Below are 24,126 nucleotides of genomic sequence, written 5' to 3' on the forward strand. Positions count from 1 at the left end.
ACTTGCGGCCATCGTGGTTAACGGGGCCCGCAGATCAAGGGCACGGCGGCCTGAAAGCTGACCTGAGTGTTAAAGGCAAGGTCCAGAGCGAAAGCAGAACTGCTTTTCTGTGGGAGCGGGCTTGCTCGCGAAAAACCCGAGAGCGCCGCGTTGAATCAGAAAACCATCGTCATCGTTAACGACCTTCGCGAGCAAGCCCGCTCCCACATTTGGACCGCGCCCGCTTTAGCTTTTGATTTTGCTTCACCACACTCAAGCCGGCCGGCAGGCCGCTGTGTTCTTGATCTGCTGTTGATCTTGATCTTAGGCGCCCCGTTAAACCACGCTGGTCGAACGCAGGTAGTACGGAGCGGGTAAACCGGCAGGACGCCGGTTTAGCCGCGACGGGGCAGGGACGCCCCGTCGCGGCGGCCCGCGCAGTACTACCGGAGAGAGGGCACACCGAGCCCAGGCGAGGTGCCGAGTGGTGGGGCAAGAGCGTTTTGCTTACTTTTGCGCTGTTCAAAAGTGAGCCGCTGTAAGAGCGGAACCAATAGCCGCCATCACCGCAGCAACGGATATGTACTCAACCCACCCACCCATCCAAACAAAAAAAAGCCCGGCTGATCATCAATCAGCCGGGCTTTTTAGTATCGCTCGAAAACGTATTACTTCTTCAAACCGTAATGCTCATCCAGCATCCCCGGAGCGTTCGGCGTTTTTGGCGCGTAGTCCCGTGGCGGTTCCTGATTTTCCCGAGGTGGGGTCAGGCGCTCCCGTGGCGCTTGCGGTGCATCGGAATGCAGCGCGGCCAGCAGACGCTGGCGGGTAATGTCGTCCAGGGCCAGGCGGTTGGCACCCTCGGCGAGATGATCCTGTACTTCCTGATAGCTCTGAGTGAGCTTTTTCACCAGGGTCGCGGTGCTGTTGAAGTGGGTAACAACCTCGTTCTGATAACTGTCAAAACGTTCCTGAATGTCATCCAGCTGACGCTGCGTGCGGTTAGGCGCGGCATTCGGCAGCAGGCGGGCAACCAGGAATCCAATGGCGACACCGGCAACCAAGGCGAGAGTCGGCAACAACCAAACTAAGAGCGAGTGTTCCACGAGTCCTTCCTCTATAAACGGCTTTGCTTTACGTTAACGGCTCGGACCTGCGCTGTATACCGCGATTAAGCTCGCAATGATGCCATGCACAGACTTTTAGCTAGACGAGTCGACCCCTTGAGAGGTCACGGAGTTCCTTCCTTGCTGATGCGTGAAACCCCCGTTTTGATCGATGGCCCGGTAGGCCAACTGGAAGCCCTGTACCTGGATCACCCCGAGCCACGTGGCCTGGCGCTGATCTGCCACCCTAACCCGGTGCAGGGCGGCACCATGCTCAACAAAGTCGTATCGACCCTGCAACGCACTGCGCGCGATGCCGGCTTGATCACGTTACGTTTCAATTATCGCGGTGTCGGCGCCAGCGCCGGTACGCACGATATGGGCACTGGTGAAGTCGACGACGCCGAAGCCGCCGCCGCCTGGCTGCGTGAAAAGCATCCCGACCTGCCAATCACCCTGCTGGGTTTTTCCTTCGGTGGGTTTGTTGCCGCAACCCTCGGCGGCCGCCTGGAAGCCAAGGGCGAAAAACTCGCGCACCTGTTCATGGTGGCCGCGGCCGTGATGCGCCTGCGCGATAACGACGTGCTGCCACAAGGCTGCCCATTGACCGTGATCCAGCCGGAAACCGACGAAGTGGTCGACCCTCAACTCGTCTACGACTGGTCCGCCGCCCTGAATCGCCCCCATGAGCTTCTGAAAGTGGCAGAATGCGGACACTTTTTTCATGGCAAGCTGACCGATCTCAAGGATCTTGTGCTGCCACGTCTTTCGAATTGATGACAAGCGATCACCCATGACGACCCGTACCCGCATCCTCACCGGCATCACCACCACCGGCACGCCGCACCTGGGCAATTACGCCGGCGCGATTCGCCCGGCGATTCTTGCCAGCCAGGACGCCAACGCCGACTCCTTCTACTTCCTGGCCGACTACCACGCCCTGATCAAGTGCGATGACCCGCAGCGCATCCAGCGCTCGCGTATGGAAATCGCCGCGACCTGGCTGGCCGGTGGCCTGGATGTGAACCGCGTGACGTTCTATCGCCAGTCCGACATCCCGGAAATCCCCGAGCTGACCTGGCTGCTGACTTGCGTAGCGGCCAAGGGCCTGCTCAACCGTGCGCACGCCTACAAGGCCTCGGTGGACAAGAACCTGGAAAACGGCGAAGACCCTGATGCAGGCATCACCATGGGCCTGTATAGCTACCCGGTGCTGATGGCGGCGGACATCCTGATGTTCAACGCGCACAAGGTACCGGTCGGTCGTGACCAGATCCAGCACGTGGAAATGGCCCGCGACATCGGCCAGCGCTTCAACCACCTGTTCGGCAATGGCAAAGAATTCTTCACCATGCCCGAGGCGTTGATCGAAGAAAGCGTCGCCACCTTGCCGGGCCTGGATGGCCGCAAGATGTCGAAAAGCTACGACAACACCATCCCGTTGTTCACCAGCGCCAAGGACATGAAGGATTCAATCTCGCGGATCGTCACCGACTCCCGCGCACCGGGCGAAGCCAAGGACCCGGACAACTCGCACCTGTTCACCCTGTACCAGGCGTTTGCCACCAAGGCCCAGGAAGAAGAGTTTCGCGGCGAGCTGCTGCAAGGCCTGGGCTGGGGCGAGGCGAAGAGCCGTCTGTTCCAGCTGCTGGACGGCCAGTTGGGCGAGGCGCGCGAGCGTTATCACCAACTGATGTCCCGCCCATCCGACATGGAAGACCTGCTGCTGATCGGCGCCAAGAAAGCCCGCGCCGTGGCTGCGCCGTTCCTGGCCGAGCTGCGTGAGGCAGTGGGCCTGCGTTCGTTCGTCAACCAGGCCGCTGTTACCGCCACCACCAAGAAGAAAGCTGCGAAAGCCGCACGTTTTGTCAGCTTCCGCGAAGACGACGGCAGCTTCCGCTTCCGTTTGCTGGCGGCCGAAGGCGAGCAACTGCTGCTGTCGCGCAACTTTGCCGACGGTAAAACCGCAGGCGCGGTGACCAAGCAGCTGCAATCGGGCCAGGCGCTGGATGTGCGCAGCGAAGCCTTGAGCTTCAGCGTCTGGCTGGAAGGCGCGGCTGTGGCCGATAGCCCGGCGTTCACCGACAGCGCCTCGCGCGATGCGGCGATCGAAGCCTTGCGCGTTGCGTTGACCCCAATCGAGGATTAACCCGACCAAGGGTTGATTGCCATTCTTCAGGGCCGTCGTTACAGTGGCGGCCCGTTTTTGTTGCCTTGCTAACGAATTATGACGCCCCTAGAACGATATCAAGCTGATCTGAAACGCCCTGAATTCTTCCATGACGCTGCCCAGGAAACTGCGGTGCGCCATTTGCAGCGCCTGTACGACGATCTGGTCCAGGCCTCGCAGAACAAGCCGGGCATGTTCAGCAAGTTGTTTGGCAAGAAAGACCACACACCGGTCAAGGGCTTGTACTTCTGGGGTGGCGTCGGCCGGGGCAAGACTTACCTGGTCGATACCTTCTTTGAAGCGCTGCCGTTCAAGGAAAAGGTCCGCACTCACTTCCACCGCTTCATGAAGCGCGTGCACGAAGAGATGAAGACCCTGCCGGGCGAGAAGAACCCGCTGACCATCATCGCCAAGCGCTTCTCTGATGAGGCGCGGGTGATCTGTTTCGATGAGTTCTTCGTGTCCGACATCACCGACGCGATGATCCTCGGTACCCTGATGGAAGAGCTGTTCAAGAACGGCGTGACCCTGGTTGCCACCTCGAACATCGTGCCGGACGGCCTGTACAAGGACGGCCTGCAACGTGCGCGCTTCCTGCCGGCCATCGCCCTGATCAAGCAGAACACCGACATCGTCAACGTCGACAGCGGCGTCGACTATCGTCTGCGTCACCTTGAACAAGCCGAACTGTTCCACTTCCCGCTCAACGAAGCGGCCCAGGAAAGCCTGCGCAAAAGCTTCCGCGCACTGACGCCGGAATGCACCCAGGCGGTCGAAAACGACAAGTTGATCATCGAAAACCGTGAAATTATCGCGTTGCGTACCTGCGACGACGTGGCCTGGTTCGACTTCCGCGAACTGTGCGACGGCCCCCGCAGCCAGAACGACTACATCGAACTGGGCAAGATCTTCCACGCGGTGATCTTGAGCGGCGTCGAACAGATGACTGTGACGACTGACGACATTGCGCGGCGCTTTATCAACATGGTCGACGAATTCTACGACCGCAATGTCAAGCTGATCATCTCGGCGGAAGTTGAGCTCAAGGACCTCTATACCGGCGGTCGCTTGAACTTCGAATTCCAGCGGACCTTGAGCCGCTTGCTGGAAATGCAGTCCCACGAGTTCCTGTCGCGGGCGCACAAGCCGTAAGCGATGTGCTCGAAATGAAAAAGGCCCGCAGCGATGCGGGCCTTTTTTATGCAAAATTTCCAGGTCAACAGAAATCAACTGTGGGAGCCGGGCTTGCCCGCGATAGCGGTCTGTCAGCTAATGCATCTGGGGCCTGACACGCCGCCATCGCAGGCAAGCCAGCTCCCACATTTTTACTGTGTATACCCTTTGGTTACGCGGCTTGCTGGAATTGCTGGCGGTACTGGTTGGGCGACAGTTCGGTGTGCTGCCGGAACAGCCGCGCAAAGAAGCTCGCGTCGTCGTAACCCACTTCGTAGCTGATGGTCTTGATGCTTTTGCGGCTGCCCGACAGCAGGCCCTTGGCGGTCTCGATGCGCAGCCGTTGCAGGTAATGCAGCGGCTTGTCGCCGGTGGCGGTCTGGAAGCGGCGCATGAAGTTGCGGATGCTCATGCCGTGTTCCCGGGCCACGTCTTCGAAGCGGAATTTGTCGGCGAAGTGTTCTTCGAGCCAATGCTGGATCTGCAGGATGATCACGTCCTGGTGCAGCTTTTGCCCGCCAAAGCCGATACGCCCTGGAGCGTAGTTGCGCTGCACTTCATAGAGGATATCGCGGGCCACGGCCTGGGCGATGTTGGCGCCGCAGAAGCGTTCGATCAGGTAGATGTAGAGGTCGCAGGCCGAGGTGGTGCCGCCGGCGCAGTACAGGTTGTCGGCGTCTGTCAGGTGTTTGTCCTGGTTCAGTTGCACCTTGGGAAAACGTTCGCTGAAGGCGTTGAAAAAGCGCCAGTAGGTGGTCGCTTCCTTGCCGTCCAGCAGGCCGGCTTCAGCGAGCCAGAACACCCCGGTGGCTTCGCCGCACAGCACCGCGCCACGGGCATGTTGTTCGCGCAGCCACGGCAGCACTTGGGGGTAGCGTTGGCACAACGAGTCGAAATCGTCCCAGAAGGCTGGCAGCACGATGATGTCGGCGTTTTCGAGGCCGCCGTCCACCGGCATGATCACATCGCTGAAGCTGCGCACTGACTGCCCGTCGGGGCTGACCAGGCGGGTTTCGAAGGCGGGAGTAAGGCCTTGGCCCAGCTGTTTGCCGTAGCGCAGGCTGGCGAGATGGAAGAAATCCTTGGCTTGCATGAGGGTTGAAGCGAATACCCGATCAATGGCCAAAATGCTGACGCGCCGCAAGGGCGTGGAGATTTGGTTAGACATAATTTCATTTATTCTTATAGGGGAAAGTGGTCACCAGACGGCTGGATCGTCTTATTTTTTGTCGCATGTGTCCAGTGTCCCGTGACGCCTTCGCGGCTTAGGCTCTGTGATCCCGGTCTTGTCCGACAATTCACGCAGGTGACCCATGATTCCCAGAACCTTGTTCAGCTCGGAGCACGAACTCTTCCGCCAGAGCGTGCGTACCTTCCTCGAAAAAGACGCGGCGCCGTTCCACGGGCAATGGGAAAAGCAGGGCTACATTGACCGCAACCTGTGGAACAAGGCAGGGGAGGCGGGGATGCTCTGCTCGCACTTGCCGGAAGAGTACGGTGGCCTCGGGGCGGACTTTCTCTACAGCGCGGTGGTGATCGAAGAGATCAGCCGCCTGGGGTTGACCGGGATTGGCTTCTCCCTGCATTCGGACATTGTTGCGCCGTACATCCTGCATTACGGCAGTGAGGCGCTGAAGCACAAGTACCTGCCCAAGTTGATCTCGGGTGAGATGGTCACGGCCATCGCCATGACCGAGCCGGGTGCCGGGTCCGACCTGCAAGGGGTCAAGACCACCGCGGTGCTGGACGGCGATGAGTACGTGATCAACGGCTCCAAGACGTTCATCACCAATGGTTTCCTGGCGGACCTGGTGATTGTTGTCGCCAAGACCGATCCCAAGGCCGGCGCCAAGGGCACCAGCCTGTTCCTGGTGGAAGCCAACACGCCGGGCTTCGACAAGGGCAAGCGCCTGGAGAAGGTCGGGATGAAGGCCCAGGATACGTCGGAGCTGTTCTTCCAGGATGTGCGGGTGCCCAGGGAGAACCTGCTGGGCCAGGCGGGGATGGGGTTTGCCTATCTGATGCAGGAGTTGCCGCAGGAGCGTCTGACGGTGGCGATTGGTGCGTTGTCGTCAGCCGAGGCGGCGTTGCAGTGGACGCTGGAGTACACCCGAGATCGCAAGGCGTTCGGCAAGGCGATCATCGACTTCCAGAATACCCGTTTCAAACTGGCGGAGATTGCCACTGAAACGCAGATTGGCCGGGTGTTCGTCGATAAGTGCATGGAGTTGCATCTGGAAGGCAAGCTCGACGTGCCCACGGCCGCGATGGCCAAATACTGGGCCACGGACCTGCAATGCAAGGTGCTGGACGAGTGTGTGCAGTTGCACGGCGGTTACGGTTTTATGTGGGAATACCCGATTGCGCGGGCGTGGGCGGATGCGCGGGTGCAGCGGATTTATGCCGGGACCAACGAGATCATGAAGGAGATTATTGCGCGGGCGCTTTGAATCTTCGGTGATTTTTAGGGACCCTTCGCGAGCAAGCCCGCTCCCACATTCGACCGAGCTCCATCTTTGGAATGCAGTCGAATGTGGGAGCGGGCTTGCTCGCGAAGGCGGTCTAAAGGTCAATCAAGGCGCAGGGTTCGGATGATCCTTCTGGATCGCCTCAATCCCCGCCAGCACCTCATCCGACAGTTTCAAATCAGCGCTGGCGATGTTGCTGTCCAGCTGCTCCAACGTCGTGGCGCCAATGATGTTGCTGGTCACGAACGGCTGTTGCGTCACAAAGGCCAACGCCATCTGCGCCGGGTCCAGGCCGTGCTCACGGGCCAATGCCACGTAACGGCTGCATGCAGCTTCCGACTGCGCATTGAAGTAGCGGCTGAAGCGGCTATAGAGGCTCAGGCGACCCTTGGCCGGGCGCGCGCCACCTTCGTACTTGCCGCTGAGCATGCCAAACGCCAATGGCGAGTAAGCCAGCAAACCACACTGCTCACGAATCGCGATTTCCGCCAGGCCCACTTCAAAGCTGCGGTTGAGCAGGTTGTAGGGGTTCTGGATCGACACCGCGCGGGTCCAGCCACGGGCTTCGGCCAGGGCCAGGAACTTCATGGTGCCCCACGGGGTTTCGTTGGACAGGCCGATGTGGCGGATCTTGCCGGCCTTGACCTGCTCATCCAACGCTTCGAGGGTTTCTTCCAACGGCGTCAGGTCTTCTTCGGCCTTGTGCTTGTAGCCCAGTTGGCCGAAAAAGTTGGTGCTGCGCTCGGGCCAGTGCAGTTGGTAGAGGTCGATCCAGTCGGTTTGCAGGCGCTTGAGGCTTGCATCCAGGGCTTCGGCGATATGCTTGCGGTTGTGCTTGAGGCTGCCATCGCGGATGTAGTCGATGGTGTTGCCGGGGCCGGCGATCTTGCTGGCGAGGATCCAGTCGGCACGGTCGCCGCGGCTTTTGAAGTAATTACCGATATAGCGCTCGGTGGTGGCGTAGGTGTCTGCCTTGGGCGGCACCGGGTACATTTCCGCAGTGTCGAGGAAGTTGATGCCCGCGGCCTTGGCCCGTTCGATCTGTGCGAAGGCCTCTGTCTCGCTGTTCTGCTCGCCCCAGGTCATGGTGCCCAAGGCTATCGCGCTCACGTTCAGATCGGTTCGGCCCAGCTGTCGATAGTCCATCGGGTACTCCTTCGAGGAAAACAATCATAAAAGCAGGTTGAAATTTTTTTGGCAATCTGCATAATTGCCCACCTCTTTCTGCAGTGGAAGTGATGCGCCGCCTGCCGAAGAATCTTGCCGTTGAACGGACGCGCCGACCCGAGCCCCCGATAGCGTCTGTATCCGGCTGCCTTTGACTTGTCAAAGTACGCACTATTCAGTAAGATCCGCCGTCTAATTTACAGGGCGGCCCCTGAGGCTATTAAAGAATGACAACTTTTACTGCAAAACCAGAAACAGTTCAGCGCGACTGGTTTGTCGTCGACGCCGCTGGTCAGACCCTGGGTCGTCTGGCCACTGAAGTCGCCAGCCGTCTGCGTGGCAAGCACAAGCCTGAGTACACCCCTCACGTTGATACCGGTGACTACATTGTCATCATCAACGCTGAGCAGGTACGTGTTACCGGCAACAAAGCGCAAGACAAAATGTACTACCGTCACTCCGGTTTCCCAGGCGGTATCAAGTCTTCGAACTTCGAAGGCCTGATCTCCAAAAAGCCTGAAGCCCCGATTGAAATCGCGGTCAAAGGTATGCTGCCGAAGGGCCCACTGGGTCGCGACATGTATCGCAAGCTGAAAGTCTATGCGGGCGCTGCTCACCCTCATGCTGCTCAGCAGCCCCAAGAACTGAAGTTTTAACGGAATAGTTCATTATGTCGGCGACTCAAAATTACGGCACTGGCCGTCGCAAAACCGCTACCGCTCGCGTTTTCCTGCGTCCGGGTACTGGTAACATCTCGATCAACAACCGCACTCTGGAAAATTTCTTCGGTCGCGAAACTGCCCGCATGGTAGTTCGTCAGCCGCTGGAATTGACCGAGACTGTTGAAAAGTTCGACATCTACGTCACCGTTATCGGTGGCGGTGTAAGTGGTCAAGCTGGCGCAATCCGCCACGGTATCACTCGCGCTCTGATGCAGTACGACGAAACCCTGCGTGGCGCTCTGCGCAAAGCTGGCTTCGTTACTCGCGATGCTCGTGAAGTTGAACGTAAGAAAGTTGGTCTGCGTAAAGCGCGTAAGCGTCCGCAGTACTCGAAGCGTTAATTCGCTTTTACGTTCCAGAAAACGCCCAGCCTCCTCACGGAGCTGGGCGTTTTTTATTGCCTGCTATTTATGTAAAAAATCTGTGTGACAACTTGCCACATCCGTAGAGCCCCTATACTCAAAGGCTTGGAGCCAGCGCCGGGGGTAATTACCTTGTCAGGCGTGTGGCTTTTCATTACCATTCGGCAAAATTTTTATAAGTTCAGATTTAACACTTAGTAGACGCCTGATTTAACAGGCCACAAAGCTGATGGGAGAGGACTGAATGAGCAATGACGGCGTGAATGCAGGCCGGCGTCGCTTCTTGGTAGCAGCCACATCCGTGGTGGGTGCTGCAGGAGCGGTGGGGGCTGCGGTCCCGTTCGTGGGGTCATGGTTTCCCAGTGCCAAGGCGAAAGCCGCAGGTGCACCGGTGAAGGTGAATGTCAGCAAGATCGATCCAGGCCAGCAAATGATTGCTGAATGGCGCGGTCAGCCAGTGTTCATCGTTCGTCGAACTGAGGAAATCCTGGGGAATCTGAAGAAGATCGAGGGCCAACTGTCTGACCCCGACTCGAAGAATTCCGACCAACCCGCTTACGTCGATAAGGAAAATCGCTCGATCAAGCCGGAGATTCTGCTGCTGATCGGTATCTGCACCCACTTGGGTTGCTCTCCCACCTTCCGTCCGGAAGTGGCGCCCGCAGACCTGGGCAAGGACTGGGTCGGGGGCTATTTCTGCCCGTGCCACGGTTCTCACTACGACCTCGCTGGCCGCGTCTACAAGTCACAACCCGCACCACTGAACCTGCCAGTTCCGCCACATCACTACGAGACTGACAGTGTCATTGTCATTGGCGTCGACGAGGGGGAGAAAGCCTGATGAGCAAGTTCATGGATTGGGTTGATGCGCGCTTCCCCGCGACTAAAATGTGGGAAGACCACCTCAGCAAGTACTACGCACCGAAGAATTTCAACTTCTTCTATTTCTTTGGCTCCCTGGCACTTTTGGTACTGGTCAACCAGATCGTTACCGGTGTCTGGCTGACGATGAGCTACACCCCGTCAGCCGAAGAAGCCTTCGCCTCCGTCGAATACATCATGCGCGACGTCGAGTACGGCTCGATCCTGCGTCTGCTGCACTCCACAGGTGCCTCTGCGTTCTTCATCGTGGTCTACATGCACATGTTCCGTGGACTGCTCTACGGTTCATACCAGAAGCCCCGCGAGCTGGTGTGGGTGTTCGGCATGCTGATCTACCTGGCGCTGATGGCCGAGGCCTTCATGGGCTACCTGCTGCCGTGGGGCCAGATGTCCTACTGGGGCGCCCAGGTGATCATCTCGCTGTTTGGCGCGATCCCGGTCATCGGCAACGACCTTACCCAGTGGATCCGTGGTGACTACCTGATCTCCGGGATCACCCTGAACCGCTTCTTCGCCTTGCACGTGGTGGCCTTGCCGATCGTGATTCTCGGCCTGGTCGTTCTGCACATCCTGGCGTTGCACGAAGTGGGTTCGAACAACCCCGACGGCGTGGACATCAAGAAGCACAAAGACGAAAACGGCGTACCGCTGGATGGCATTCCGTTCCACCCGTACTACACCGTAAAAGATATCGTCGGCGTGGTGGTGTTCCTGTTCATCTTCTGCTCGATCGTGTTCTTTTTCCCGGAGATGGGCGGTTATTTCCTCGAGAAACCGAACTTCGAACAGGCGAACGCCTTCAAGACCCCGGAACACATTGCCCCGGTCTGGTACTTCACCCCGTTCTACGCGATCTTGCGGGCGATTCCCGACAAACTCATGGGCGTTATCGCCATGGGTGCGGCGATTGCGGTGCTGTTCGTGCTGCCTTGGCTCGACCGTAGCCCGGTCAAGTCCATGCGCTACAAGGGCTGGCTGAGCAAGATCTGGCTGTGGGTGTTCTGCATTGCGTTCGTGATCCTGGGTGTACTGGGCGTACTGGCGCCGACTCCGGAGCGTACGTTGCTGTCGCAGGTCTGCACCTTCCTGTACTTCGCCTACTTCATTCTGATGCCGTTCTATACCCGGCTCGAGAAGACCAAACCGGTACCGGATAGGGTGACTGGCTGATGAAAAAATTATTCGTTGCATTCATTCTTGCGGCCCTGCCGCTGCTGTCTTTCGCTGCTGAACACGGCCCCGAGCTGGAAAAAGTCGATATCGACGTGTCGGACAAGGCTGCCATGCAGGATGGCGCACGTACGTTCGCCAACTACTGCATGGGCTGCCACAGCGCCAAGTTCCAGCGTTACGAGCGCGTTGCCGATGACCTGGGCATCCCGCACGACGTGATGCTCAAGAATCTGGTGTTCACCGGGGCGAAGATCGGCGACCACATGACCATCGGCATGCAACCTGCCGACGCCAAGACCTGGTTCGGGGCTGCACCGCCCGACTTGACCCTGGTGGCCCGCGTGCGTGGCACCGATTGGCTCTACGGCTACCTGAAATCCTTCTACGAAGACCCGACGCGTCCCTACGGCGTGAACAACAAAGTGTTCCCGAACGTCGGTATGCCTAACGTTCTGGTCGGCCTGCAAGGTCGCCAAGTGGTAGGATGCAAGCAAGTACAAATCGTCGAAGACGGCAAGAAGCAGTATGATCCGCTCACCGGTACGCCTTTGACTCATGAAGCGTGCGATCAGCTGACCATAGTGCCGAAGACCGGCGCGCTGAACGAAGAGCAGTTCGACGAGAAGGTCAAGAATCTGGTGACCTTCCTGGCCTACTCGGCCAACCCAGTGAAGCTGCAGCATCAGCGCATTGGTACCTATGTGTTGCTGTACCTGGCCTTCTTCTTCGTGTTCGCTTATCTGCTGAAACGCGAATACTGGAAGGATGTGCATTGATCCAACCGTAAGTAATTGCTGTTAATCTTGCGCGCCCAGCGGCATCTCTGAAGGTAAGTCTGGTTTATCCAGGCGTCACGGAGATGCTCACTGGGCGCGCTCGTTTTTGAGCTTCCGATAATTTCAACAAGCGAGGAGGACCGCCATGGGCGTGACCAATCGGTTGGCCTGTTACTCCGACCCCGCCGACCACTATTCCCACCGAGTACGCATCGTGCTCGCAGAGAAGGGTGTCAGCGCAGAGATCATTACTGTTGAGGCGGGTCGTCACCCACCGAAACTGATCGAAGTGAACCCTTACGGCAGCTTGCCCACCCTGGTCGATCGTGATCTGGCGTTGTGGGAGTCAACCGTGGTGATGGAATACCTGGATGAGCGTTATCCCCATCCGCCGTTGTTGCCGGTGTATCCGGTGGCGCGTGCCAACAGCCGCCTGCTGATCCATCGGATCCAGCGTGACTGGTGTGGCCTGGTGGACCTGATTCTGGATTCACGCAGCAAAGAAGCAGCCCGGGTTCAGGCGCGCAAGGAATTGCGCGAGAGCCTGACCGGTGTTTCGCCGTTATTTGCTGACAAACCTTTTTTCCTCAGCGAGGAACAAAGTCTGGTGGATTGCTGCCTATTACCCATACTCTGGCGCTTGCCGATTTTGGGCATTGAATTGCCGCGGCCTGCCAAGCCGCTGCTTGACTACATGGAGCGCCAGTTTGCGCGTGAGGCTTTCCAGGCGAGTCTGTCTGGTGTCGAACGCGATATGCGCTAAGGCTTAAGGAGCCGTTGATGAACTCCAGTCGACCTTACCTGGTCCGCGCGCTCTATGAGTGGATAGTGGACAACGATTGCACCCCGCACATGCTGGTCAATTCCGAGTTTGCTGCGGTTCAGGTACCGCAAGGTTTTGCCAGCGACGGACAAATCGTCCTGAACGTTTCACCCAGTGCCGTGCGACACCTGCACATGGACAATGAAGCGGTCAGCTTTGAAGGGCGTTTCGGCGGTGTGCCGCATACGCTGTTCGTGCCCATCGGCGCCATCCTCGGGATTTACGCCCGGGAAAACGGCCAGGGCATGGTGTTTGATCTGGAGTCCTCCCTTGAGGAAGACGAAGCGATCGAGCTCGAAGGCGAAGATGATGCACCGCCGCCGGATTCCGAGCCACCGCGCCCAAGCGGTCGGCCGAGTCTGAAAGTGGTGAAGTAACAAGCCGCGGGCCTTCGGGCCAGTGTTAAAAGTGCCTCGGTGATGCCGGGGCATTTTTTTGCGTGGCGAAAACCCCGTCAGTTATAGATGAAAGTCATGACAGGACGGTGATCGTACAACCGCCATGGGCTATCATGCGTGCTTCAGATCGCCGAGATAGATGATTCATCATGGAAAACGCCAGCGCCGCCCCACGTCTTCCCCGCAAGCGCCGCAGCCTTGCCCAGGAATTGGTCACGGTGTTGTCCGAGCAGATCCGCGACGGCCAACTCAAACGTGGCGACAAACTGCCTACCGAGTCGGCGATCATGGACACCCATGGGGTCAGCCGCACCGTGGTGCGTGAAGCCATCTCGCGATTGCAGGCGGCCGGGCAGGTGGAAACCCGCCATGGTATCGGCACCTTTGTTTTGGATACGCCGAGCCCTAGTGGCTTCCGGATCGACCCGGCCACGGTGGTCACGCTGCGTGATGTGCTGGCTATCCTTGAATTGCGCATCAGCCTGGAAGTGGAGTCTGCCGGGCTTGCCGCTCAGCGTCGTAACGACGAGCAATTGGCCGGCATGCGCGCAGCCCTCGACGCGCTGAACGAAAGTGCAGCCCACGCCGGTGATGCGGTGGCGTCAGACTTCCAGTTCCACCTGCAGATTGCCCTCTCCACCGGCAACCGCTACTTCACTGACATCATGACCCACCTGGGCACCAGCATTATTCCGCGCACGCGGCTGAACTCGGCACGCCTGGCCCATGATGACCAGCAGCACTACATGAGCCGCCTGAGTCGCGAACACGAAGAGATCTATGAGGCGATCGCTCGCCAGGATTCGGATGCGGCACGAGCGGCCATGCGTTTGCACCTGACCAACAGCCGTGAGCGGCTGCGCCATGCCCATGAAGAGGCAGAGGCGCAACGCGGTTAAATGCGATCAGTGTGGGAGCTGTCGAGCGTTAGCGAGACTGCGATGCAGGCGCTGAGGTCTATCAGGTACACCGAGTCGATCCCATCGCAGCCTCGCTGGGGCTCGACAGCTCCCACATTTGATCTTTGTGGCCTTGAGGATAGGCTTGCTTAGCTGGCCGGCTGATTCGGCTTGTAGTCCTTGAGCAGCAGGTACGTGCTCCAGCCCCACCAATCATTGGTCCACTGCTTGTCGTTCAGGTTGTTGACGTCCTTGCGCCGCAGCACCTTGTCGCCCTCTGCCTTGAACAGCGGTGAGAAGTTATTCGCCGGGTTTTGCGCGGCATTCAGGTCCGGCACATACAACGGCGCCTTGAAGTTGGCCGGGGAGGGCGCCACGCCGCTGATAAACGTTTCGAAGATTTCATCGGCCGAGGCCTGCACGGCACGTTTGACCATGGCCCGGTTGGCCGCGTCGTTGCTATCGAAATAACGTTTATCACCGTAAGCATGCCATTGCTCGCCGAGGGCATTGCGCACATTGAGCCCGAACTTGCTGTCTTCATCGTGCATGAAGCGGCTGATCAGCGAGCCCAGTTCACCCGGTGTCACCACCGCCGCGAGTTGTTTACGCGGTACCCGCAGGTGGCCAGCGGAAAACAGATCGGTCAAAAAGTGATCAGCGAAGCTGTTCATGGCATAGGCCAGTTCCAGCGCCTGGTCGGTACCGGTCTGATGCGCCAAGACCGCTTGTTGCAGCGCCGCGGTATGGCCCGCCAGATAGGCCGCCAACGCCCATTCGCCGAAGTGGTCGGCATTGTCTGCCGCCAGTTTCAGGTAGCGCCCCAGTGGAATCAGCGCCGACACGGCACTGCCGCCGCCGGTGATACGGTTCCATTCCTCGGACAAGGTGTCGCCCAGCGCGTCATAGGCTTCGTGGGGTTGCTTGCCATCCTTGATCGCCTGGTTGACCGCATTGATCTCCTTTTGCATCACCGCCAGGATCTTGCCCGCTTCCTCCCGTGAGGCCGGCAATACCGCCAGCGAGTTAAACGCATCGGTAAAGCGCTGCACGCGATCAGCAGGTGATGCGCCTTCGTTGATGGGGCGCCCGGGAATCCCATAGAAATCGCCGCCCAGGGCGATGATCTGGCCGTAGCTCAGAGCGAGGCCATTGGGCAGGTGCAATTCAACCTGCCGCGCGGGAATCGCCGGGGCGTCCTTGACGAAGCGCAACAGAGTGTCGTCGCCGATGGCGGTGTGTTCACCGCCTTCGAAACGCAGGGTGTGCGGTTTTTTTTCAGGTGTGGCGAGTTCAAGATCTGACATGTTAGCTCCTTGCTATGTCGTAGGAATCTTCCGTATTAGCTGTATATATATACAGTAATATAGAGCATAGAGGAGAAATTTCCTACGTCAAGAAAGCAGCAACCAGGAAGAACACCGATGAATTGCAGTTGACGAATATTTTTATAGTTGTACGATGACGTACGACATCAAGATAACCATCCGTAATCTCTCAACAGAAAGTCTTCGCCCAGGGTGTTCGAATAATGAATCCACAAGAACTGAAGTCCATCCTCTCTCACGGTCTGCTGTCTTTCCCGGTGACCGATTTCAACGCCCAGGGTGATTTCCACCAGGCGGGCTATATCAAGCGTTTGGAATGGCTGGCCCCTTACGGCGCCACGGCCCTATTCGCCGCTGGCGGCACCGGTGAGTTTTTCTCCCTGGCGGCCAGCGAATATTCGCAAGTGGTGAAAACAGCGGTAGATACCTGTGCCACCAGCGTGCCGATTCTCGCCGGTGTTGGCGGTGCCACCCGCCAAGCTATCGAGTACGCCCAGGAAGCCGAGCGTCTTGGCGCCAAAGGCCTGCTGTTGCTGCCGCACTACCTGACCGAAGCCAGCCAGGACGGGGTTGCCGCCCACGTTGAAGCGGTATGCAAGTCGGTCAAGATTGGCGTAGTGGTCTATAACCGCAACGTTTGCCGCCTGACCGCGCCGCTGCTGGAACGCCTGGCCGAGCGCTGCCCGAACCTGATCGGCTACAAGGACGGCCTGGGTGACATTGAATTGATGGTGTCGATCCGTCGTCGCCTGGGTGACCGTTTCAGCTACCTGGGCGGCTTGCCGACTGCAGAGGTTTACGCCGCTGCCTACAAGGCCCTGGGCGTGCCGGTGTACTCCTCGGCGGTGTTCAACTTCATTCCAAAAACCGCGATGGATTTCTACCACGCCATTGCCCGGGACGATCACGCCACCGTCGGCAAGATCATCGACGACTTCTTCCTGCCGTACCTCGACATTCGTAACCGCAAGGCCGGTTACGCTGTGAGCATCGTCAAGGCCGGGGCGAAAATCGTCGGTTATGACGCAGGCCCCGTGCGTACGCCGCTGACCGATCTGCTGCCGGAAGAATACGAAGCCCTGGCCGCGCTGATCGACAAGCAAGGCGCGCAGTAACCCATCACCAAGGCCGCTGAGTAATCAGCGGCTTTTTGCGTCAGGAGAGAATTCGTGTCCCAAGCCAAGCGTTTTGAAAACTACATCGGCGGCCAGTGGGTTGCCGGCGCCGACTATTCGGCCAATATCAACCCGTCGGAGTTGTCTGATGTCATTGGCGAATATGCCAAGGCGGATGTCACTCAAGTCAACGCTGCCATTGACGCTGCTCGTGCTGCATTCCCGGCGTGGTCCACTTCCGGCATCCAGGCACGTCATGACTCGCTGGATAAAGTCGGCACTGAAATCCTCGCCCGTCGCGAAGAGCTCGGCACTCTGCTGGCCCGGGAGGAGGGCAAGACCCTGCCGGAAGCCATCGGCGAAGTGACCCGCGCCGGTAACATCTTCAAATTCTTCGCCGGTGAATGCCTGCGCCTGTCCGGCGACTACCTGCCGTCGGTGCGCCCAGGCGTCAACGTGGAAGTCACCCGTGAAGCGTTAGGCGTGGTTGGCTTGATCACCCCGTGGAACTTCCCGATTGCCATTCCAGCCTGGAAGATCGCCCCGGCCCTGGCCTACGGCAACTGCGTAGTGCTCAAGCCGGCTGAGCTGGTACCGGGCTGCGCCTGGGCCCTGGCCGAAATCATTTCCCGCGCCGGCTTCCCAGCTGGCGTGTTCAACCTGGTGATGGGTAGCGGCCGTGTGGTCGGTGACGCCATGGTCAACAGCCCGAAAGTCGACGGCATCAGCTTCACCGGTTCGGTGGGTGTGGGTCGCCAGATCGCCGTCAGCTGCGTTTCGCGCCAAGCTAAAGTGCAGTTGGAAATGGGCGGCAAGAACCCGCAGATCATTCTCGACGACGCCGACCTCAAGCAAGCGGTCGAGCTGTCGGTGCAGAGCGCGTTCTACTCCACCGGCCAGCGTTGCACGGCGTCCAGCCGCTTTATCGTCACCGCCGGGATTCACGATCAGTTCATCGCGGCCATGGCTGAGCGGATGAAGTCGATCAAGGTCGGCCACGCGCTGAAAACCGGTACCGACATTGGCCCGGTGGTTTCCCAGGCCCAGCTGGACCAGGACATGAAGTACATCGACATCGGCCAGAGCGAAGGTGCTCGTTTGGTCAGCGGTGGTGAACTGGTGACCTGCGATACCGAAGGCTACTTCCTTGCACCAACGCTGTTTGCCGACAGTGAAGCCGCGATGCGTATCAGCCGTGAAGAGATCTTCGGTCCGGTGGCCAACGTGGTTCGCGTGGCGGATTACGAGGCGGCGCTGGCGATGGCCAACGACACCGAGTTCGGCCTGTCGGCCGGTATCGCCACCACGTCGCTGAAGTACGCCAACCACTTCAAGCGTCATTCCCAGGCGGGAATGGTGATGGTCAACCTGCCGACTGCTGGTGTGGATTACCACGTTCCATTCGGTGGCCGTAAGGGTTCATCCTACGGTTCACGTGAGCAGGGTCGCTATGCGCAAGAGTTCTACACCGTGGTGAAAACCAGCTACATCGGTTCGTAACGCCAGCACTGTGGCGGGCCCGTGCCCGCCACAGGCTTACAATTTGATTACCCGCAAAAAAAATAATTAGTGGGAGTACATTTTCATGCAAGCGACCAAGCCGACTCACGTCCGCTATTTGATTCTGCTCATGCTGTTTCTGGTGACCACGATCAACTACGCCGACCGTGCCACCATCGCCATTGCCGGCTCAAGCCTGCAAAAAGACCTCGGCATTGACGCCGTCACCCTCGGCTATATCTTCTCCGCATTCGGTTGGGCCTACGTGGCCGGGCAAATCCCCGGCGGCTGGCTGCTGGACCGTTTCGGTTCGAAAAAAGTCTACGCCCTGAGCATCTTCACCTGGTCACTGTTCACCGTGCTGCAAGGCTACGTCGGTGAGTTCGGTGTCTCCACCGCCATCGTTGCGCTGTTCATGTTGCGATTCCTGGTGGGCCTGGCTGAAGCGCCATCCTTCCCCGGAAATGCCCGCATCGTGGCGGCATGGTTTCCTACGGCTGAACGCGGCACTGCCTCGGCGATCTTCAACTCGGCGCAATACTTCGCTACCGTGTTGTTCGCGCCGCTGATGGGCTGGATCGTCTACAGCTTCGGCTGGCAGCACGTGTTTGTGGTGATGGGCGGCATCGGCATCGTGTTCTCGCTGATCTGGCTGAAAGTTATCCACAGCCCGCGCCAGCACCCGATGATCAACGAGGCCGAGTTCGAGCACATCGCTGCCAACGGCGCCATGGTCGACATGGACCAGGACAAGGGCAAAGGCAAGAAAACCGACGGCCCGAAGTGGGATTACATCCGTCAGTTGCTGACCAATCGCATGATGCTCGGCGTGTACCTGGGCCAGTACTGCATTAACGGCATCACCTATTTCTTCCTGACCTGGTTCCCGGTGTACCTGGTTCAAGAGCGCGGCATGACCATCCTCAAGGCTGGCTTCATCGCCTCGTTGCCGGCGATCTGCGGGTTTATCGGTGGCGTGTTGGGCGGGGTGATTTCCGACTACCTGCTGCGCAAAGGCCATTCCCTGACCTTCGCCCGCAAGGCGCCGATCATTGGTGGCTTGCTGATTTCCAGCAGCATCGTCGCGTGCAACTACGTGGACATCGAATGGATGGTGGTGGGCTTCATGGCCCTGGCCTTCTTCGGTAAAGGCGTTGGCGCACTGGGTTGGGCGGTGGTGTCCGACACCTCGCCGAAACAAATCGCTGGCTTGAGTGGCGGTTTGTTCAATATGTTCGGCAACCTGGCGTCCATCAGCACCCCGATTGTGATTGGCTACATCATCAGCACCACCGGCTCCTTCAAATGGGCGCTGGTGTTCGTCGGTGCCAACGCGTTGCTGGCGGTGTTCAGCTACCTGGTAATCGTCGGCCCGATCAAGCGTGTGGTACTTAAAGAGCCGCCGGCCAACGGCCCAGAACTGACTAAACTTTCCCAAGCGCATTCCTGAAGGGGCTCGCGTCATGCAGTTGATTGAACATGCCGATTCGCCACGCTCCATCCGTTTGCACGCGCTGGATAACGTGGTGATTGTGGTCAACGACCAGGGCGTACCGGCGGGGACCGAGTTTCCCGACGGCCTGGTGACGGTGGATTTCATTCCCCAAAGCCACAAGGTGACCCTGGAAGATATCCCCGAAGGCGGTCGGATCATTCGCTACGGCCAGACCATCGGTTACGCCTTGCGCCCGATTCCTCGCGGCAGTTGGGTCCAGGAAGATCAACTGCGCATGCCCACCGCGCCGCCGCTGGACAGCTTGCCGCTGTCCACCGAGGTGCCCGAGGCCCAGGCGCCGCTGGAAGGTTTTACCTTCGAGGGTTATCGCAATGCCGACGGCACCGTCGGCACGCGCAACATTCTCGGCATCACCACCACGGTGCAGTGCGTCACCGGCGTGTTGGACCATGCGGTGAAGCGCATCAAGGACGAGTTGTTGCCCAAGTACCCGAACGTCGATGACGTGGTGGCGCTGACCCACAGCTACGGCTGTGGCGTGGCGATTACTGCCACCGACGCCTACATCCCGATCCGCACCGTGCGCAACCTGGCGCGTAACCCGAACCTGGGCGGTGAAGCCCTGGTGATCAGCCTCGGTTGCGAGAAATTGCAGGCCGGGCAGGTGATGCATGAAAACGACAGCTCGGTTGATTTGAGTGAGCCGTGGCTGTATCGGTTGCAGGATTCCAGCCACGGCTTTACCGAAATGATCGAACAGATCATGGAGCTGGCCGAAACCCGCCTGAAGAAACTCGACCTGCGTCGGCGGGAAACTGTACCGGCGTCGGAGTTGATCCTGGGGATGCAATGTGGCGGCAGTGATGCCTTCTCCGGCATCACCGCCAACCCGGCGCTGGGTTATGCCTCGGATTTGCTACTGCGAGCGGGTGCGACGGTGATGTTTTCCGAAGTGACCGAAGTGCGCGATGCCATCTACCTGCTGACATCCCGCGCAGAGAACCAGGACGTGGCCCGCGAGCTGGTGCGGGAAATGGACTGGTACGACCGCTACCTGGCCAAGGGCGAGGCGGATCGCAGCGCCAACACCACGCCGGGCAACAAGAAGGGCGGGTTGTCGAATATTGTCGAGAAGTCGTTGGGTTCGATCGTCAAGTCGGGCAGCAGTGCCATCAATGGCGTGCTTGGCCCGGGCGAGCGGTTTAATCGCAAAGGCCTGATTTTTTGCGCCACGCCGGCCAGTGATTTTGTGTGCGGTACGTTGCAGTTGGCGGCGGGGATGAACCTGCATGTGTTCACCACCGGGCGTGGTACGCCGTATGGGCTGGCGATGGCGCCGGTGGTGAAGGTTTCGACACGCACCGAGCTGGCACAGCGTTGGCCGGACCTGATTGATATCGACGCCGGGCGAATTGCCACCGGGCGGGCGACGATCGAGGAGCTGGGTTGGGAGTTGTTCCACTTCTATCTGGATGTGGCCAGCGGCAAGAAGCAGACGTGGGCGGAGCAGCACAAGCTGCATAACGACATTACGTTGTTCAACCCGGCACCGATTACTTAAGACCGAGTCGCCTGCTTCGCGAGCAAGCCCGCTCCCACATTCGACCGCATTCCAAAGGTGGAACTCGGTCGAATGTGAGAGCGGGCTTGCTCGCGAAAGCGGTAGTCCAGACGAAGCCGCTCATGCTGGCTTATCATTAGCCACCTACCGACGCCCACCCAAGGTTCTCCCCGGCATGCTGGCAATCTTCCTACAAACCCTGAACATCACCGCGCCGGTGTTTGCCATGCTGTTCCTGGGCGTCCTGCTCAAGCGCATCAACTGGATCAACGACAACTTTATCCACACCGCCTCGTCCCTGGTGTTCAACGTCACCATGCCGGCGTTGCTGTTCCTCGGGATTCTCCATGCCGACCTGCATTCAGCCCTCAAGCCCGGCCTGCTGATCTACTTCGCCGTTGCCACACTGCTGAGCTTTGCCCTGGCCTGGGGCTGGGCGATCTTTCGTTGCCCGCGTGAAGACCGCGGCATTTACGCTCAAGGTGCGTTTCGTGGTAACAACGGCGTGATCGGCCTGGCCCTGGCGGCCAGCATGTACGGCGACTACGGGATTTCCCTCGGGGCGGTGCTCGCGGCGCTGGTGATCCTGTTCTACAACACCCTGTCGACCATTGTGCTGGCGGTATACAGCCCGGTGATCAAGTCCGACCCGTGGAGCATCTTCAAGAGCGTGCTGGCCAACCCGTTGATCATCAGTGTGATCGTGGCGGCGCCCTTTGCGTATTTCCAGCTTGGCCTGCCCGGCTGGCTGGAATCCTCTGGGCGTTACCTGGCGGACATGACGTTGCCTTTGGCGTTGATCTGTATCGGCGGCACGTTGTCGTTGGCGGCACTGCGTAAAAGCGGGGACATGGCCCTGAGTGCCAGCCTGATGAAGATGATCTGGCTGCCGGTGCTCGCCACCCTGGGTGCGTGGCTGTTGGGGTTTCGTGGGCCGGAGTTGGGGATTCTGTTCCTGTACTTCGGCGCACCCACGGCGGCGGCCAGTTTTGTGATGGCGCGGGCGGCGGAGGGCAATCATGAGCTGGCGGCCGCGATTATCGTGATTACCACCTTGATGGCGGCGGTGACCACGAATATCGGGATCTTCGTGTTGCAGGCGGGCGGCTGGATTTAAACGTCTTTCTGGTAGCTGTCGATCACTTCCTGAGCAGCACGGAACGCATCAATCGCCGCCGGCACACCGGCATACACCGCACAATGCAGCAGCGCCTCACGAATCTCTTCCACGGTGCAACCATTGTTCAGCGCGCCGCGTACGTGGCCCTTGAGTTCCTGCGGGCATTTGAGGGCGGTCAAGGCGGCGAGGGTGATCAGGCTGCGGGTTTTCAGCGGCAACCCTTCACGATTCCACACGCTGCCCCAGGCATGCTCATTGACGAAGTCCTGCAGCGGCTGGCTGAACTCGGTGGCATTGCCCAGCGCCCGATCGACAAACACATCACCCATTACCTGGCGGCGCATTTCAACGCCGGGCTTTTTCTGTTCGGTCATTGCGATTCCCTCTTGTGTTGGCGGCGCCAGGCTTGCAGCGAGGTGAATAACAGGAAAGCCACCAGCACTGGCAGGACGTAATACAGCATCAAATGTTCGAGCTTGTTAGCCAGCGGCATGCCGAAGGTGAACGACACCACATGCAGCCCATACACCAGGTACAGGCCCAGGAACACCAGGCCTTCGGCCCGAGTGACGCGGTAGCCCGAATAAAACACCGGCAGGCACAACGCGATTACGCCGAGCATCACCGGCAGGTCAAAATCCAGGGCATTGGGCGACACCGACAACGGTGATGGCGCTACCAGGGCGGTAAAACCCAGCACCCCGAGCAGGTTGAACAGGTTGCTGCCGATCACGTTGCCCACGGCAATTTCCCGTTGGCCGCGCAGCGCGGCGATCAATGAGGTGGCCAGGCAGGGCAGGGAAGTGCCGACGCCAATCAGCGTCAGGCCGATGATGCGTTCCGACAGCCCAAGGTCCTCGGCCACGTCCACCGCGGCGCCCAGCAACAGGTGCCCGGCCAGGACGAGGATCAACAGCCCGCCGATCATCAGCAACACGCTGCTCAGCCAAGGCGCTTGCACCACGGTGTCGAGGGTGCGGGGGCGGCGGGAGTGGCGGGTCTGGTAGAGCAACACGCCGAGGTAGGCCACCAGGGCCACCAGCAGCAACAGGCCGTCGACCGGCGTCAGCTCTTCATTGGCGGCGAGCACAAACACCAGCAGGCTGGCGAGGATCATCACCGGAATATCCAGGCGCACCAGTTGCCGCGAGACCCGCAGCGGAATGATCAGCGCCGACAGGCCAAGGGTTACGAGGGTATTGAAGATACTGCTGCCGATCACACTGCCCACGGCGATGTCGGTGTTGTCCGCCAGGGTGGCTTGCAGGCTGATCGCCATCTGCGGCGCACTGCTGCCGAAGGCGACGATGCTCAGGCCGATGATCAGCGGCCGCACCTTCAGGCTCGCAGCCAGGCGCACGGCGGCTCGCACCAGAATTTCGGCACCGACGATCAGCAGCAGCAGGCCGCTGATCAGTTCGATCACGCTAAAGAGCGAGAGGGCGGTTAATCCGAAAATGGCCTGGGCTCCGTTTGTCAGTTGCTGAGTGCTTGCACGCGAACACGCGCGGTGCCGCTGCTGATCATACCCAGCTGTTCGGCGGCCTTGCGTGAAAGGTCGATCAGGCGCCCACGGGTGTGCGGGCCGCGATCGTTGATGCGGACAACGACGCTTTTGTTGTTGTCGAGGTTGGTGACCTTCACCTGCGTGCCGAAGGGCAGGCGACGATGGGCGGCGGTCAAGGCATTCTGGTTGAACGGTTCACCACTGGCAGTACGGTTGCCGTGGTGTTTGGCGCCGTAGTAGGAGGCGGTGCCGGTTTCGTCGTAGCCGTTGGGGTCGATGAGGCCGCTGGCGCAGCCGGTGAGCAGAGAGAACAGGGCCCAGAGGCCGAGTAGACGCTTCATTTTCAAGGTTTCCCCATTACAAATGTGGGAGCGGGCTCGGGTGGGGGGCGGGCTTGCTCGCGAATACAGTGTGTCAGGCAACGAATAGGCTGACTGATCC

General features: G+C 59.3%; 24 protein-coding genes. 17 read left to right on the forward strand and 7 right to left on the reverse strand.

All coding sequences use genetic code 11. The annotated features are described in order from the left end of the window. Positions 1 to 647: 647 nt before the first annotated feature. Complete coding sequence (locus CEC48_RS04750; protein WP_010170781.1) at positions 648 to 1,085, reverse strand: YhcB family protein; 438 nt, start codon at positions 1,083 to 1,085, stop codon at positions 648 to 650. 147 nt (positions 1,086 to 1,232) lie between these two features. Between CEC48_RS04750 and CEC48_RS04755 the strand changes: the two genes are divergently transcribed. The 3 genes from CEC48_RS04755 (at position 1,233) to zapE (ending at position 4,407) form a co-directional block, all read left to right on the forward strand. Then, positions 1,233 to 1,862, forward strand: coding sequence for an alpha/beta hydrolase (locus CEC48_RS04755; protein ID WP_088422768.1), 630 nt, complete (start codon positions 1,233 to 1,235; stop codon positions 1,860 to 1,862). Positions 1,863 to 1,878: 16 nt separating this feature from the next. Next, positions 1,879 to 3,234: a tryptophan--tRNA ligase gene (locus CEC48_RS04760; protein ID WP_088422703.1), complete on the forward strand. Its 1,356-nt coding sequence runs from the start codon at positions 1,879 to 1,881 to the stop codon at positions 3,232 to 3,234. A gap of 78 nt (positions 3,235 to 3,312) precedes the next feature. Further along, positions 3,313 to 4,407 carry a cell division protein ZapE gene (gene zapE / locus CEC48_RS04765; protein ID WP_088422704.1) on the forward strand — a complete coding sequence of 365 codons (1,095 nt, stop codon included), beginning with the start codon at positions 3,313 to 3,315 and terminating at the stop codon, positions 4,405 to 4,407. Positions 4,408 to 4,600: 193 nt separating this feature from the next. Here zapE and CEC48_RS04770 read toward each other — a convergent pair whose 3' ends face one another. Beyond that, complete coding sequence (locus CEC48_RS04770) at positions 4,601 to 5,521, reverse strand: GlxA family transcriptional regulator (RefSeq protein ID WP_176438669.1); 921 nt, start codon at positions 5,519 to 5,521, stop codon at positions 4,601 to 4,603. Positions 5,522 to 5,741: 220 nt separating this feature from the next. Here CEC48_RS04770 and CEC48_RS04775 point away from each other — a divergent pair, with 220 nt between their 5' ends. After that, positions 5,742 to 6,878 (forward strand): acyl-CoA dehydrogenase family protein, encoded by a 1,137-nt coding sequence (locus CEC48_RS04775; RefSeq protein WP_088422706.1) that lies wholly within the window; start codon positions 5,742 to 5,744, stop codon positions 6,876 to 6,878. Between the two features lie 123 nt (positions 6,879 to 7,001). Here the strand turns inward: CEC48_RS04775 and CEC48_RS04780 are convergent, their stop codons facing one another. Beyond that, complete coding sequence (locus CEC48_RS04780; RefSeq protein WP_088422707.1) at positions 7,002 to 8,042, reverse strand: NADP(H)-dependent aldo-keto reductase; 1,041 nt, start codon at positions 8,040 to 8,042, stop codon at positions 7,002 to 7,004. 248 nt (positions 8,043 to 8,290) lie between these two features. Between CEC48_RS04780 and rplM the strand changes: the two genes are divergently transcribed. The 8 genes from rplM (at position 8,291) to CEC48_RS04820 (ending at position 14,098) form a co-directional block, all read left to right on the forward strand. After that, entirely contained in the window at positions 8,291 to 8,719 is a 429-nt protein-coding gene (gene rplM, locus CEC48_RS04785; RefSeq protein ID WP_003216032.1) for a 50S ribosomal protein L13, read from the forward strand. Between the two features lie 14 nt (positions 8,720 to 8,733). Then, positions 8,734 to 9,126: a 30S ribosomal protein S9 gene (gene rpsI, locus CEC48_RS04790; RefSeq protein WP_003216038.1), complete on the forward strand. Its 393-nt coding sequence runs from the start codon at positions 8,734 to 8,736 to the stop codon at positions 9,124 to 9,126. A gap of 265 nt (positions 9,127 to 9,391) precedes the next feature. Continuing rightward, complete coding sequence (gene petA / locus CEC48_RS04795) at positions 9,392 to 9,988, forward strand: ubiquinol-cytochrome c reductase iron-sulfur subunit (RefSeq protein ID WP_088422708.1); 597 nt, start codon at positions 9,392 to 9,394, stop codon at positions 9,986 to 9,988. Next, on the forward strand, positions 9,988 to 11,199 hold the full coding sequence (locus CEC48_RS04800; RefSeq protein WP_088422709.1) for a cytochrome bc complex cytochrome b subunit: 1,212 nt from the start codon (positions 9,988 to 9,990) through the stop codon (positions 11,197 to 11,199). Before petA ends, CEC48_RS04800 begins: the two co-directional genes overlap by 1 nt. Next, on the forward strand, positions 11,199 to 11,978 hold the full coding sequence (locus CEC48_RS04805) for a cytochrome c1 (RefSeq protein WP_088422710.1): 780 nt from the start codon (positions 11,199 to 11,201) through the stop codon (positions 11,976 to 11,978). The genes CEC48_RS04800 and CEC48_RS04805 overlap by 1 nt, the downstream gene beginning before the upstream one ends. A 145-nt stretch (positions 11,979 to 12,123) precedes the next feature. Beyond that, positions 12,124 to 12,741 (forward strand): glutathione S-transferase N-terminal domain-containing protein, encoded by a 618-nt coding sequence (locus tag CEC48_RS04810; RefSeq protein ID WP_010170749.1) that lies wholly within the window; start codon positions 12,124 to 12,126, stop codon positions 12,739 to 12,741. A gap of 17 nt (positions 12,742 to 12,758) precedes the next feature. After that, entirely contained in the window at positions 12,759 to 13,178 is a 420-nt protein-coding gene (locus tag CEC48_RS04815) for a ClpXP protease specificity-enhancing factor (protein WP_088422711.1), read from the forward strand. 170 nt (positions 13,179 to 13,348) lie between these two features. Continuing rightward, positions 13,349 to 14,098 carry a FadR/GntR family transcriptional regulator gene (locus CEC48_RS04820; RefSeq protein ID WP_088422712.1) on the forward strand — a complete coding sequence of 250 codons (750 nt, stop codon included), beginning with the start codon at positions 13,349 to 13,351 and terminating at the stop codon, positions 14,096 to 14,098. A gap of 149 nt (positions 14,099 to 14,247) precedes the next feature. Here CEC48_RS04820 and CEC48_RS04825 read toward each other — a convergent pair whose 3' ends face one another. Continuing rightward, a complete protein-coding gene (locus CEC48_RS04825) occupies positions 14,248 to 15,405 on the reverse strand; it encodes a phospholipase (protein WP_088422713.1) in 1,158 nt (385 codons plus the stop codon). Between the two features lie 224 nt (positions 15,406 to 15,629). On the opposite strand from CEC48_RS04825, the gene kdgD reads away from it, so the two are divergent. From kdgD to CEC48_RS04850, 5 genes are all read left to right on the forward strand, one after another. Beyond that, a complete protein-coding gene (gene kdgD / locus CEC48_RS04830; protein ID WP_088422714.1) occupies positions 15,630 to 16,541 on the forward strand; it encodes a 5-dehydro-4-deoxyglucarate dehydratase in 912 nt (303 codons plus the stop codon). A 54-nt stretch (positions 16,542 to 16,595) separates the two neighbouring features. After that, positions 16,596 to 18,041 carry an aldehyde dehydrogenase family protein gene (locus tag CEC48_RS04835; RefSeq protein WP_088422715.1) on the forward strand — a complete coding sequence of 482 codons (1,446 nt, stop codon included), beginning with the start codon at positions 16,596 to 16,598 and terminating at the stop codon, positions 18,039 to 18,041. Between the two features lie 85 nt (positions 18,042 to 18,126). Further along, positions 18,127 to 19,491 (forward strand): MFS transporter, encoded by a 1,365-nt coding sequence (locus tag CEC48_RS04840; protein ID WP_088422716.1) that lies wholly within the window; start codon positions 18,127 to 18,129, stop codon positions 19,489 to 19,491. A gap of 13 nt (positions 19,492 to 19,504) precedes the next feature. Beyond that, a complete protein-coding gene (gene garD, locus CEC48_RS04845; RefSeq protein WP_088422717.1) occupies positions 19,505 to 21,058 on the forward strand; it encodes a galactarate dehydratase in 1,554 nt (517 codons plus the stop codon). Between the two features lie 175 nt (positions 21,059 to 21,233). Continuing rightward, on the forward strand, positions 21,234 to 22,175 hold the full coding sequence (locus tag CEC48_RS04850; protein ID WP_088422718.1) for an AEC family transporter: 942 nt from the start codon (positions 21,234 to 21,236) through the stop codon (positions 22,173 to 22,175). Here CEC48_RS04850 and CEC48_RS04855 read toward each other — a convergent pair. Genes CEC48_RS04855 through CEC48_RS04865 form a run of 3 tightly spaced genes read right to left on the reverse strand, consistent with a single transcriptional unit; the run spans position 22,172 to position 24,026 of the window. Continuing rightward, the gene (locus CEC48_RS04855; RefSeq protein WP_088422719.1) at positions 22,172 to 22,552 is read right to left on the reverse strand and encodes a carboxymuconolactone decarboxylase family protein; all 381 of its coding nucleotides are present in this window, start codon (positions 22,550 to 22,552) and stop codon (positions 22,172 to 22,174) included. The genes CEC48_RS04850 and CEC48_RS04855 overlap by 4 nt on opposite strands. Next, the gene (locus CEC48_RS04860; protein WP_088422769.1) at positions 22,549 to 23,595 is read right to left on the reverse strand and encodes a calcium/sodium antiporter; all 1,047 of its coding nucleotides are present in this window, start codon (positions 23,593 to 23,595) and stop codon (positions 22,549 to 22,551) included. Before CEC48_RS04860 ends, CEC48_RS04855 begins: the two co-directional genes overlap by 4 nt. Positions 23,596 to 23,654: 59 nt before the next feature. Beyond that, the gene (locus CEC48_RS04865) at positions 23,655 to 24,026 is read right to left on the reverse strand and encodes a septal ring lytic transglycosylase RlpA family protein (RefSeq protein ID WP_088422720.1); all 372 of its coding nucleotides are present in this window, start codon (positions 24,024 to 24,026) and stop codon (positions 23,655 to 23,657) included. Positions 24,027 to 24,126 lie beyond the last annotated feature (100 nt).

This window comes from Pseudomonas sp. K2I15 (assembly GCF_002204795.1).
Lineage (GTDB): Bacteria > Pseudomonadota > Gammaproteobacteria > Pseudomonadales > Pseudomonadaceae > Aquipseudomonas.